Annotated in this window: 8 protein-coding genes and 1 pseudogene; 6 read left to right on the top strand and 3 right to left on the bottom strand. The window is 50.9% G+C overall.

Annotation, left to right across the window (positions count from 1 at the left end):
• Positions 1–282: 282 nt before the first annotated feature.
• The 5 genes and pseudogenes from CXQ81_RS13055 to CXQ81_RS13035 all read left to right on the top strand — a co-directional run.
• Positions 283–405 (top strand): annotated as a pseudogene (locus CXQ81_RS13055) (IS30 family transposase); the annotation flags it as partial.
• A 521-nt stretch (positions 406–926) separates the two neighbouring features.
• Complete coding sequence (locus CXQ81_RS13050; RefSeq protein WP_157832249.1) at positions 927–1,256, top strand: glycoside hydrolase family 75 protein; 330 nt, start codon at positions 927–929, stop codon at positions 1,254–1,256.
• 43 nt (positions 1,257–1,299) lie between these two features.
• Complete coding sequence (locus CXQ81_RS13045) at positions 1,300–2,025, top strand: hypothetical protein (RefSeq protein WP_101337401.1); 726 nt, start codon at positions 1,300–1,302, stop codon at positions 2,023–2,025.
• A 295-nt stretch (positions 2,026–2,320) separates the two neighbouring features.
• Positions 2,321–3,100: a hypothetical protein gene (locus CXQ81_RS13040; RefSeq protein WP_101337400.1), complete on the top strand. Its 780-nt coding sequence runs from the start codon at positions 2,321–2,323 to the stop codon at positions 3,098–3,100.
• Positions 3,101–3,862: 762 nt separating this feature from the next.
• On the top strand, positions 3,863–4,762 hold the full coding sequence (locus CXQ81_RS13035) for a hypothetical protein (protein WP_157832248.1): 900 nt from the start codon (positions 3,863–3,865) through the stop codon (positions 4,760–4,762).
• A gap of 124 nt (positions 4,763–4,886) precedes the next feature.
• Here CXQ81_RS13035 and CXQ81_RS13030 read toward each other — a convergent pair whose 3' ends face one another.
• Complete coding sequence (locus CXQ81_RS13030; RefSeq protein WP_101337398.1) at positions 4,887–5,444, bottom strand: hypothetical protein; 558 nt, start codon at positions 5,442–5,444, stop codon at positions 4,887–4,889.
• A gap of 2,204 nt (positions 5,445–7,648) precedes the next feature.
• Between CXQ81_RS13030 and CXQ81_RS13015 the strand changes: the two genes are divergently transcribed.
• Positions 7,649–8,461, top strand: coding sequence for a hypothetical protein (locus CXQ81_RS13015; RefSeq protein ID WP_101337396.1), 813 nt, complete (start codon positions 7,649–7,651; stop codon positions 8,459–8,461).
• Positions 8,462–8,787: 326 nt separating this feature from the next.
• Here CXQ81_RS13015 and CXQ81_RS13010 read toward each other — a convergent pair whose 3' ends face one another.
• Positions 8,788–10,626 (bottom strand): UvrD-helicase domain-containing protein, encoded by a 1,839-nt coding sequence (locus CXQ81_RS13010; protein ID WP_101337395.1) that lies wholly within the window; start codon positions 10,624–10,626, stop codon positions 8,788–8,790.
• Position 10,627: 1 nt separating this feature from the next.
• Entirely contained in the window at positions 10,628–12,733 is a 2,106-nt protein-coding gene (locus CXQ81_RS13005; protein ID WP_101337394.1) for an ATP-dependent endonuclease, read from the bottom strand.
• Between the last annotated feature and the right edge of the window lie 94 nt (positions 12,734–12,827).

Raw genomic sequence — 12,827 nt, 5'->3', positions numbered from 1 at the left:
GCCCGATGGCAACAGATCCGGACCCTTACTAACCGTTATTATCAATTTTATTCTTACAATTCAATTCCTTACTGCTTGTAACTATTTATAAATTTTTCGGGGTGCGTATTCTAGTGAATTCAGCCAATGGCAAGGACCTGCATGGCGCCACTCGAAATGCTGCTTCCTTCATCGGCAGCAGTCGACGCAAAGCCGCCGGTCATGACGGACAGCAATCGGCTGTGGATTCAACCGGTCAACGCAACACAACTAAATTCTGTGTAAGCAGAAGGAGTGTTGCAGATGAAGCAGAGACCTCGAATCTATTACACCGAAAGCCAGAAAAAACTGATGTGGGATCGCTGGCAGAAAGGTGACTCTCTCCAGCAGATCGCCCAACTGTTTGAACGAAACCACTCATCGATACTGAATCGCCCTGGTTTCTCTAGACACCCTGAAAGCTCATTGCATGACGCGCTTCCACCGCTCCCGGTGAATACTGACGACTGGGTGCTCGATCAGACCTTACAAGTCGTAATCCATTGCACGAACGCTTCGCTAAGCAATGGTGCCGAGAAAAAGTTGCCCTAGCCGACCTCATAGCCTTGGGCCTTGAGAATGTTGTGCTGAATTGCGTGCTCAATACCTTCGGCCACAACGTGCAAAAAAAACCCTTTCAAATTCAGATACCCATCTACGCTAGTAATGTCTATTTGACATTAGAAGATAGGAAGGAGCTCTATGCGCAAAATCGACCATCCGTGGCCATCCTCACAACCACCCCATAAGCCCCTGTGGTGACTGTACTTGATAATGGCCACATATACGTACTGTCAGACGCTGCGGCCGATGCCGATGGGGCGCCTAATGCCGACGTCATCGATGAACACGGGCAATTGGACACTTCACTACGTCGAAGCTGAGGTTGGCGCGGAGAGGGGGAATACGTGAATGCTTTGACCATCCCCTACTTTGTTTTACCAGGCAATTGGAAGGAGGTAACCGGCATCAAGTGCAACCTGGGGGACATTGCCAAACTATCGGTGAACGGGGCTTCGGTCTTTGCCATCTACGCCGACGTAGGTGGCGATGACAGTATCGGTGAAGCGTCGGTCCGGGCGATTGTTGAGCTGGGCGGCGACCCTTGGAGAAATCACAAGATCAAGGTAGGCCTGGGTTACGGCGTCACCTACGAGATCATTCCGGACTCCGCGAATTTGGAAGCTACTCGTTCCTTTGATGAAATTCAACAGTATGGAAGTGTGTTGTTTTCTTAAGCGATCGATTCGCCACAAACAACCAAAGCTACAGGGAGGCCAAATGGCCAAGCTTACGAGATCGAGTTTGATGTTGGCCGCTGGCCTGATTTCTGGCTGCGTAAACCCCTACCCTCTGCCAATCGTGAACGTATCCGAGCAGGAGGCCATCACGAGAGACGGCAGTAACGTTCGCATAATGAATCCAAACTGGATGAAAGGTGAGTCCTCCTTAGGGTTGAATACTGCTAAAAATCTGCCCGACTTTCGACTCAACCTGGAGATCTACCACAAGCTATATACCGCGCAATACGAAGGCCTGGTGAATACGATGAATGTCGGCGACGGAGCGACAGTTCTTGGAGGCTTATGGGGTGTTGCCGGCGCCTTATCCGGTACAAAGGCATGGATTTATCAAGGGGCAGGTTTGGCGGGGGGGTCGAACATTTACACTGATCACTATCAGATCAAGGTTCAGTCGGAAAACTACTTCAAGGCTAAAGAGGCCATTCGATGCATGTATGGGGTAGTGGGCGAAATACCTGATGGAATAGAGCTGTCAGCTTCAGGATTACGTAATATCAACATTGCTCTCAACGACGTCATCGCAAAGCTTTTGCGCGTCCAACGAGACGTTGTCTTAGCCCAACCGGATCTCGAGCAATTGAAAAAAGCATTAGCGAACACGCTTCAATCTGCTGCAGGCCAGGCCGAGATGCTGGTCTATACACCTGCCCAATTAGATGCAGACGTAGTTCCCAGGGTCCAAACCTGTGCAAAGGAATTTTAGGGGAAGCGATCGAAAAGACTACCAGTATCAGCTCTCTGTATTACTGCCCCCTTTGACTGGGTGAGGTATCACGCTGCCCCTGAAATCTTCTGTTCCAGCCACAACGTGGCCCCCTAGTTAACCTATGGTTAAAGGTAGTTTGATAACCACGAGCCCGTATGAAAATTAAAACCCTAACCATTTTGATTGGCATGATGGCGAGCCCAGTGTTCGGGAGCCCTGAGAGAACCCAAATACCCTGCCTTTACGACCCTGAGTCTTTGCCATTCAATGGAGACGCGGTAAGCCAAGCGTCATGTCTATTAAGGGAAGTCCTTTTTTGGGGTCATATTTCATCCGCAAAGGTGTCTCTACCAGATGTTTTTTTGGTCGAGTCGGTCAGAAAGTTTTACTAACCGCCCCTCAACTTAGGAACTACCTGGCCGCGCAGCAGATTAAAGAGAAGGATATCGGCGGCAACCTCGATCTACCCGTTTCGCAGGCCGAGACTCATAAAAATGGCCAGTTTCCCGCTAAGTATTTTGTAGTTCACGACACCAGTACTCCAATCCTCCTCAAGGCCCCTTTCCCAAAGGACATGGGTACCGTTACCTGGAAGCACAACGATGTGTCTGTTTGGCAGAAGGGTGAAAAGTCTAAAGCGCACGTTTTTATCAGCCGTCACGGACAGTCGGTTACTGCGATGCCTTTTGAGCGAGGCTGGCGCTCAACGAAGTTTGAGTTAACTTACAACAAGCGTTACCCGCACGTACCAGATGAAGAGGTTCGAGGCCGATTTCTGCATGTTGAGTTAGTGCAACCTAGGCGATCTGCCCCAGTGACAGACAAGAATGCATCAGAAAAGAAAATCAAAAACGGTGCGGTTGCCCCAATTCCCGGATTTACTGTTTCCCAATATCGTCGTTTAGCACTCGTTTACATTGCTGCCAGTCTGAGAGCCGGAGAGTGGCTCATACCAGCATTCCATGCGGACCTGGATTTGGGGATCGATGATGCCCATGATGACCCGCAAAACTTCCAGCTCAATCTCTGGGCTGATGAATTGCAAAGCTTGCTGAATGAAATTGAGAGCTGACCCGAGCTTTTTCCCTACCTGGCCCCCTAAAAGACATTTGCCCAGCGAAGGACAAGATTTCCGAATTCACCGCTGCAGATGTAGCGCTGAGTCAAGTGCGCCCTTTGTTGGCCAGGAATACCAAGCGCGGGCTGATCGTTTTCGATGTGAACACGGGAGACGAGTTTGGTAAGCATGGGGCGAGGTCACTTCGTCACTCGTTGTATTAGAGACCTTGAGCATCTTCGACTGAAGTGTTCAAGGGTCTGAATCAGTGGAATAATACTTCCCGCCCGAATCTGATTGTCCGTTCTTTTAAGGAATGGCAATATGCCAAGGCAATGCAGAGAGCACACAGGCACAATCAAATCGACAAATATCCACTCGCGACTGAAGTTGATGAGGTAATCCTTTTAAAACAAGGTGAGCTCGTAACGGTCCTCCTAACCTGCATCAAGGGAGCCCTCCGCAATTGAATGGTCAAAGAACCCGCTGCCCTTGCCCAAAGTTTTTCCAAAGGGATGAACGACGAATCGTTATTGCGTTAGTTCTTCTTATATCTCGGTACTTTAACCTCCAAAACTTGAGATTAAAATGCCGCGCCAATTGAGCCGTGCCACCATCGTCCAAAACCATTTTCGCCCCCGATGGTTGATCATCTAAATCGGCCGCAATAAATACCCACCCCCTACCCTTCGCCGTACAGCTACAACATCGCCATAATTTATGGACTAGCTTTATTTAGCTGTCTTCTCTTTCAACCACAAACTCAGGAGCACTTTGATGAATTCATCTGACCTCATATCAGTTCCCGCTCGTGCTCCCCCATTAGAAACACCACCTAAATATCCCGGAACCTCGCAATATACGGCTTACAAGCCTCAACCTGCTTCGCGCGTCCAGCAAGCAGTGTTACAAGCCTGCAACAATGGTTCATTCGTGTCTCGCTGCCTTAGGGTTATTTCACGTGATGGACAATCAAAGAACTTTGAAACCATCACCGGGCAAGATGGCCTTACGTTTGGCATCACCGACTTTGCGACCAACGGTGGTGTAGCAGAATTCATGGAACTTATTTACGCAAGCTCCCCAGAGTTATTCAACAATACCTTCAATGAGCACGTAGATAATTTGCTAGACCTGAATTGGATAAAATCCAACAACGCCGGCGGTAAAGGTAAAGCGGCTAACGACAACGGGCTTATCAAGTTAGCGTGGTTACGCAAAGGGTTGGACTTAATATTGACCAATCCTGTACTGCGGCCTGTTCAGCTGGAAAACTTCCGTAGGGGTAAGGTATCACCAAGCCTGACCACGTTTCAGGACAAGGGGTATGTCCAAGAGTTCACACTGACCACCATGATCGGTATCGCGAATAGCTTTGGTGTTTTAGGCATGCGTAAGGCTCTTGAATCCACCATTGAAGAGGTTGGAAACTTTGGCGATAGAACTGAAGCCGCGGTTGCTAGAGCCCTACTTGAACGGTACGTTTTGGGAGATCCACATCCTGGGATGAACGACACAAAGCTGATCAATGCCGCCTATAGAAATGCACAATTACCGGCTGAGTCTGGTCTGGGTCATCGCGGCAGAAGGGCCTACTGGCTCCTTAAGGTGTTTCCTCCGGCCTTGAATATGCCATTCACGGATCTGGGTGAGTTCTCGGCTACTCATAATCAATGAAAATATCCACTGTGACAGAAAGCAAAATATTAAGGGGAGGGTACACCCTGCCCCTTCCTTTTACTTGATACCACTGCATAGCTTACAAAGCCCCACACCGAGAGCCAAGAAGTTCTTGATATCGCTAATCAGGATTTGGCTCACCCTCTATAACCACGAACGCATTAGGTATGAGCATCTTTCCTTTTTCAGGAAAATTAACAACGTAATTTTTTAGGTCCTCTATTAGCGAAATGACCCTGCGCCTACTTGGTTTGAAATCAATTTGCTCAGTGGCATTAGGCAAAGTTGTGCACGGATTTAAGCAGCCGACACTAGACAGAAATCCCGAGCCGGGGTGTATGATGATTCCATATCGCGCACCTGTCTCGCCTAATAATATGCCTGGCTTTAGCTTAACTGATGGATTCAGTGAATCGGTGTAGTTGAAGGTAACAAATTTTCCGCTTCTTTGGGTGTACAATGGATAACGCCCCTCCTCCACTCTTCGATAATTGTCTTTTGGATAATTAGCCCCTGGGCCCCGCGTCTCTGCCATGCTTCCCGACATATCATTTTCGGATTGAGCAATTCCATCATGATAGACTTGATAGCTTCCAACAGTTCGACGGTTTCCTTTTGAGTTGGCTTGCTCAGTATGTCGAATTATATGTAGCTCCCAACCTGCACCTATTATAGGCATGGGGTCACTCCTTAATCGCAGTTAATAACTTCAGCTTGTCGATTTCATGTTTGAGTTTTTTATTAATAACGCCCGATCAATGACTGACAGACCTTGTGTCTTGATTTCCGATAGACCTTTGAAGCTAGCACCCTGCGACGCTTCAATACATCGAGAAAAGCGTGAGATGGACACCCTGCATGCAGTAGTCTGTTTGGCACCGTGAAGCTAAGAATCATGGCAATTATCGGCACAGGCACCCCCTGACGGGTTCTTTCGTCACTGTGCAGCAACTTGGTTCAGGGGTAACTCCCTCAGTTGTGCATGCAACATTTGTAGCAAAGTTGAGCATGGCTCGCTGCAATGCCACCTCTCCGGTACTACCGCATCCAGTAGCGGAGGAACCTTCCGCGGGCAATTGCGAGGGTGAGCCATCAAGGTCTAAACAAGACTTGTTTTTTACAATGACAGATACGTTGCATGCGTCGTCTGTAGGGGGTGCAGTCCAACCTCCCGGGAGCGTGGTATTTGTACGGCATTGGCTAAGAGGGCCTTCCCGTTTCTCACGCTCTGCTGTGGCTTCCTCTGGTGGCTGTCGAAGGCACCAGGTCAAATGCCCCTCATAGGAAACGGTCCAGCGTGCTCCTGTAAGGCCGCACCCTCGCGCGACCGACTCTTCTGCCAGCTCAACAGCATCCCGCGCATATACATCACACCGAGTTGCGTCTGGGTCTCCTTTACAGGCGCCAAGTTTGGCGCGTCGAATGCTTTGCTCGCTTTGCGCATACACATCGGGGACGCCAAGGCACCATTGCAGGTGCACATCGAGGTTATCTTGCCACCGTGCACCAAAGAAACCGCAGCGCCCAGATAGGTTTGAGCGCTGGTCGCCAACTGCGCTTTGCGCGTATCGACTGCAGGCGACAGCTTTAGTGTCGTCCTGACACACTCTGAGTTGATTAGCGCGGAATTCTGTTTCGCTTTTCAGCCATTGAGACGGCGCATTGCGGCACCATTGGTAATGCGCGTCGAAGTTGGCCTGCCACCGGGCATCCGCGAGATGGCAATTCAGGCTTTCATTCTGACGGAATGCTTCGACCGCTCCTTGTGCGTATTGCCGACATAGGGCGTCACTCTCCGCCAACGCAATGCAACTCCAAAGCAGGGCTACCAATACGGTATCTACTTGAGCTGCCACATAAATAATTGGCATGTCACTCGATGAACTGATAGCGGATGATTTCGCGGTCCACCTTGCTTTAACTCGAATCAACTCTCGTTTTAGTTCCTCGAGTGAGATGACCATCCTCTTTCCTCCAGTGTACACAGCGCTTCTCTTTCAGACCGAGTCCATCAGAAAGGGATACGGCACCACTCCGAACTGACTCAGTTCAGACTGAAAGTGAAAGCTGCTCACTGGAAAAAATACCCAAGGCTAAACAAGCCTCCAGTCTCGCCCGCGCTTGGAACGCTGTATCCCCGGCAGTCACTTTAATATCTAACGTAGCGAGGTATCGATTTCGGGCGAGTTGCTGGAGGTCTCGCACCGGCATTCCGTATGCAACCATACTGCTTTGCCCCGAACGCCAGCAAGCGTGGGCTCAGGAGGCTTAAGGAATTGATAAGGGTAGCGCAGGCCGCCAGCCTCCTAAGATGAAATCGAAAATGCTCCAATAGCCAAAAACGATTATCTATGAATTACGCGACCAATCAGGTGCATTAAGGCCAAGTAGCTGCGTAAGGATGAATGACCGCTTTTGGCCGATTCTGTTGAAAAAGTCGGCCATGGTTTGCGCATCAGAAAAGTACGCGTCCGAGATTGAAATCTTTACTTTTGGCAGGGCTTCCCGGACTCGGATTTCACGTAGCAGCGTGCAAAAAAGGCGTTTTCACCAGTCAATGATCAGGCAGTTTGGGCAGACCGACTTTTTCAACAGAATCGGCCGATTTCTGCCAGAGTCCGCCAAGAGCAGGCTGTGGACACAGTGACGGCAGTCTGATGATGTGGGTGCCGTGTGCGAGTCTAAAATGTTGGCTGCATTGCCAACACTGGAGTCGGCGCTGAGTCACCTGATAAAAGCAGCCCGCCTGTAAGCCCTCTAGAAGCGCTCAACAGACCTGCCAGCTCCGGCTTTATCACAGGCGCTGGAATTACGTCGTAAAGGCTTTATAAAGGCTCATCGGGCCTTTCTTAACGCGAGGCCGGGCTTGAAAAGGAGATAGAAATGAGCCAGTTGAACAAAATGGAACAAGAGGTTGTTTACCTATCTGCTGTAAATGAGCTGCTGCAGTCAATGGTCAACTATGAACTGATTACGCTGGGCGGAGAGGGAGAGCGTCAAAGCATCCAGTTCAAAACGATGACGCATCAGCAATTTTTCTTTATCGCACTTGTGGATTTCTTATCCATGACAGACGAGAAAGCACTAGTTCCGTCGACGCCCTATTTACGTGCGTTAAGGTCTATCACCGAAGCGCCATGCTTCGAAAAAAACGGCTCTGTTCTTGATCTAAAAAAAGCGGTGGACGCCTTCACCAAATGGCTTCATGTAGAAATTGCCGTCGAGCTTTGGTTGCCTTCGATAATTCTGGAAGTCGAAATACGTGTTCCCAGATACCTAGTACTGAAAATCGTTGGGAATTTATCCAAGCACAATTCTTTGCGCTCTGTTGGTGTAGCTGAGGAGCTACAACGTCTCATAAGGAAGGCGGGGCCTGCAGTTGAGTTGTACCAAGCAATGCTAGTCCAGGAGGAAATATATGACATCCTCCATGATGACGTTTGCGCGTATCACGCCAGCACTATCGCTGAGTTTTTGAATACGCTCTCATGGGGGATTCAAAATTACTTGATGCCTGAGTACTCTCGTAGTTTTACTCCCAATATCGATGGTTCCTCACTCTACGAATTTAAGTATCCACCGGCACTTGAACATCAATATGCGAAAATCTGCTATTGGAATCTAATGAATCAGGTTCGCTCAGCTCCGATTTTCAAACCATTCACTGTGATGGAAAACCTGAAAGGACGATACTGAATCGCCCCTGATTTCCTAGAAGCATCCGACGCCTGCTTGTGGCCGTTCTCTGCCGATCATGGTTGGAAAGCGCGCTGGTCAAATCCGATGCAATCGATGGTCAGAACGAATGCAAATGACTGGTCAGGTCGAATGCAAACGGGTGGTCAAGTGGAGTGCAATTTCGCAGCAGCAACCGCCCCATGAGCGACATTCGAGGAGCCCAAGTCGACACATTGATTTCCGCTGTGGACTTCCGTGCCCGTTCCATTCCATACATCCGCAGAGAGGTGCCGCCCGCCCAGGTTTACATCGCCATTTCCTAAATCAAAAGGCAGGAACAATGTTCAGGTCACGATTCGGATTTGATCAGGCATTAACAGCTTGCTTTCAATGAGTTCATCTCGTGCCCCTTCTGGGTCGGCTGTGAACAGCAAGACACGCAGATCCTCCTTCGCGCGGGAGAACGAGACATACGCGAGCTTCTGAGTTACGGAGCGTTGCCGGTCGGAGGGCTCGCCGGCAGTAAGCGGCGTTAGGGTCTTACTAAAGCTGTACTGGTTCCATGCTGCCTCGACATCGTCATAGACGACCAAGACTTTTGCGTACTCCTCGCCCTTGACCCCATGCTGGGTACTATAGGCCGTATTGTTGTTAAGATAATCGGCATAGCGAGAGACCGTCCAGGGCGTCATTTTGAACAGCGAGTCTGCGAGCCAATCTCCTTTGTCGAGGCCATGAAGATCCTCATCGAACGGCTCAGCCCGAGGGGCCCGATCAAGATGCTCGCGCAGCCTTTCGGAAGGTTGGATGATCTGCTTGTCAGTACAAAAGCGAAGAATCGCTCCGATCGTCTCGGTATCCCACAAATTCTGCAATTGGCCAACCAAAGCCTTCGAAGTCTCAATCATCAACTTCAGTGACTTTTCCGCGTTTAATCCATCGATCGCGAAAGCCGGGCTATCGCGACGAAGCAGATTGATAATTTTTCGATCGTCACCTTGGTTTTGAGCAGTGATAAGAGGGCAAATCGTCGAAAGAAATGGTTTGAGAAGGAAATGCACACCTTCCTCAAAGGCATCTTGTGCGCGAGACGATGCATAGTCGCCTGTGAAGAGACGGTTGAGATCCGCGAAGCCAAGCCGCCGCGCAATCATTTGACGTGCGAGGAAGAGCCTCATGACATCGTTGCGCCCTGCCCAGCCCCAGTCTTCGACTGCAGCATCCATACGTGCCAGCGCCCGCTCAATCTGCTCCTCTGAATAGCGCTTGCGTGGCTCCGTTGGATCTTCCGCTTTGACCAGCAGGAATTCGACACTACCTTCACATGCCGCATTTTCGCCAGCGGCATATTGCTCAACATCCCCACGATAGGCGTTGAGAAGCCGAATAACACTCTTTGAACAGCGGAAATTCTCAGCTTTCTTGATGACCTCACCGCCGTCGGGTGGCGCAAAATTCCCGGCACTCCGGTCATAAATCTGCTGCCAGGGGTCACCGAAATAGCCGATCACGGGAAGTTCAGCGCCGGCGCAGACGAGATTGAGCCCTGCGACGATACCCTCAAATGTGTCCTGTGCTTCGTCGACGAAGATATAAGGGAAACGTAGGCCGATGATCCGCCTGAGAGTTTCATTATTTGCAAGCAGATAGGTTGCAATCTCTATGACGTCATCGTGACCGATCTGTCCTTTGCCATAATCACTGAAGCTCGTGTCGGCATACTCAAAACGCTTGACTGATTCGAGGAGGGCAAGCTGCTCAGTCAGCCGTTTGATTTTTGCGCGGGCCTTCTGTGCCTTTTTGCTCTTACCCCCGTTATCGTCTTCCTTGGCCTTTTCTATAAGAGTCGGAATGCGACTTTCGCACAGCGCTTGCCGAATATCTTCGTGGAAGCGGCTGATCTGTCCCCACAGAAATCCGTGAAGAGTTGAAACTAGATATAGCTCGTCGAATCCCAGCCTTGCCTTGATAACCTCAACTGCGCGTTTGGTGAAGGTAATACAGGCAATGCGCTGACCATGCTTTCTAAGGGCATTTCCCTCGTGATCGCGAACCCGGCTAAGAGCATCGCCCAGTGAACTCGTCTTGCCCGCCCCCGCGCCGGCGATCATCGCGAAGCTGCGACGGCCATCTAGGCATTTGCGGACTAGAACATCCGCTTCACTTTCCACCCATGCAACCATGCTATGCCTCCGTCACGACATTGACTTCTGTTTCCGCTACTGCGGCGAGTGGTGGCGATAGGCGCGACTCAAGCCAACTCAATCCCTCGGCAATGTAGCCAGGGACGATCCATTCCTCGGTGCAAGCCAAGAGGTCCATGGCAAAGTCGGTCTTCTTGAAACTATCCGACCGAACCCGGTCGTAGACGTCCTGATAAGCGTCATTGAGAAGCGCTGGGACGGTGATACCGATGGATAACGCGCCGGACCGGAGCAGCCCGAAATTCTCGTAGACGATTGCCTCCTCCAAAGTGCGCGGGCGCAATGTTTCATTGGCAGCGCCATCCGCCACCAAAATATCCGTCTGGAAAGCAATACAACGATCCTTCTCGATGTGCTGTTTCTCAGCGGAGGTCAACGCGATCAGATCGGCGATTGTGGTCTGTCCGCACAGTTTCTTGAGAGAAGCATTGGAGGTTCTTGCTCCGACGACATCCGCCCGACAGGCACTGGGATAGCCGGTGGGCGCGACGGAATCGAGATCAGTGATAACAAGATAGGGGATGTGGAGGAAGCTGAGCAGACCCTCGAAGCGGTGGGCATAGGCGCCCCCCACCTCCAAGATTGTGAGATATACAGTCCGCAATCGCCCAGCGGCACGCTCGATCATGGACGGCATTAGCAGCTTTTCAACGGCGCCTTCAACGAGGATGGCAGCATCAGCAAAGAACAGATCACAGTGGGTTAGGCGTAAATAGCGTTTTAGGAAGGCCAGCGATTCTGACGGTGGGACGAGCCTGTCATCAATCGTCTCCGCTTCCGGCTGGAAGGCCCGAAGGCTGCGGACCACTGACGCATTGCGAATACCCGTCGCTACCGTCTCGCCCTCGATATGGCAGCGCTGGAAATAGCGGACTTTCTCGAAGTCCACGGCTTCCATGATATGAGAGGAGTGGGTGGTGACAACGAGTTGCGGCACGAGGTCAGGTTCGCCAGCCGCCTCGGCGGATTGGTTGATCACCTGCCAGATGTTGGAGATGAAGGTCTGTTGCACCTGCGCGTGAAGGTGAACCTCAGGCTCCTCAATAAAGATCATCAGGCATAAAGGCCTGTTCTCGGCGGTCATCACCCATTGAGAATGGAAGTGCCGAGCCTGAATAGCCATGTATATTAGGTTTTTGAAGCCAAGACCGTTATAAAGCTCAGGCAGCTCATGCTGCCGGCTGGGGTCAATGTAGAGCAACTCAGTGTTCCCGCGCAGCGCAGTTTCAGGGCTAAGCGAGGAGATGATCCGTAATTCTCGATCATTAATGGATGGCACGCCAAGGTGCTTGATGAGCGTGATCAGCGGATCAAACTGCTTGGCGTAGTGATCGGTCAGCTGTTTGTTGTTCGCATCGATCACGCTGTGAGCATCGGCGGCATGGCCGACCTGCTCAAGATTCTTCCGGTAGAAGGCGGCAAAGGCCGACGAAAGCCGGTTACTGCGGCTGCTGTCATCGTCGTTAATGTTGCGCTGCGCGTCGACGAACTCCACCCGTATGAGATGCTTCAGAAGCCGTTTGCCTTCGTCAGGATCGAGCTGACTCGTTAGGATCTCAGGAGATGCTCCGTCCTGGGACTTCTCGTCGAGTGAGGAGTAGCAAACCGCAAAATGTCGGCCAAGATTTCCGTCGAGCGCCAGATATTGCGACAGCGCCTTGGCTCGCGTTTCATCTTCCTTTAGCGGATAGGCGGCGTCGTAATGCTCGCGTAACCTCTTTGCGTCCGCGACCTCATACGACAGTCGAATTCCTACGCGCGTGAAATCCAAAAGTTTTGGCAGCAGTGTGAACACCCTGCCGAATGCGATGCTTTCAGGGTCGATGGTGAACCACAGGTCAAGACTAATCTTGGGGAGCTGCTCGGCATCCCCGGTTGTGGCAAATGCGTCGAAATCTGCCATTCGGGCGACCGAGAAGTCGTGAATCTTAAAATCGCGCCCACCAAGAAAGCAGCGAAAAATTGCGGTGGCAGAAGTCTTGCCGCTGTTGTTGGGGCCAACAAAAATGGATTCTCGCTCTTCAATGTCAATCTGAACATTTTCCAGGCGACGGAAATTCTGGATTGCAATACCGCTGACCCTCATAAAATCCTCCTCCCTGACGCATTGAGAGAGCAATCAGAAGCTGGTGCCGCTCGGCCCGCTTGAAATCCTAGCCTATCTGCTGACAGCTTGGATC

The organism is Pseudomonas sp. 09C 129, from assembly GCF_002843625.1.
In the GTDB taxonomy this organism is placed as follows: domain Bacteria; phylum Pseudomonadota; class Gammaproteobacteria; order Pseudomonadales; family Pseudomonadaceae; genus Aquipseudomonas; species Aquipseudomonas chlororaphis.
This window is presented reverse-complemented; position numbering and strand designations above follow the sequence as displayed.

Bases quoted from the DNA above. Each gene is read 5' to 3' on its own strand.
- CXQ81_RS13045 (WP_101337401.1), top strand. From the start codon at position 1,300: ATGGCCAAGCTTACGAGATCGAGTTTGATGTTGGCCGCTGGCCTGATT.
- CXQ81_RS13040 (WP_101337400.1), top strand. From the start codon at position 2,321: ATGTCTATTAAGGGAAGTCCTTTTTTGGGGTCATATTTCATCCGCAAA.
- CXQ81_RS13035 (WP_157832248.1), top strand. From the start codon at position 3,863: ATGAATTCATCTGACCTCATATCAGTTCCCGCTCGTGCTCCCCCATTA.
- CXQ81_RS13030 (WP_101337398.1), bottom strand. From the start codon at position 5,444: ATGCCTATAATAGGTGCAGGTTGGGAGCTACATATAATTCGACATACT.
- CXQ81_RS13015 (WP_101337396.1), top strand. From the start codon at position 7,649: ATGAGCCAGTTGAACAAAATGGAACAAGAGGTTGTTTACCTATCTGCT.
- CXQ81_RS13010 (WP_101337395.1), bottom strand. From the start codon at position 10,626: ATGGTTGCATGGGTGGAAAGTGAAGCGGATGTTCTAGTCCGCAAATGC.
- CXQ81_RS13005 (WP_101337394.1), bottom strand. From the start codon at position 12,733: ATGAGGGTCAGCGGTATTGCAATCCAGAATTTCCGTCGCCTGGAAAAT.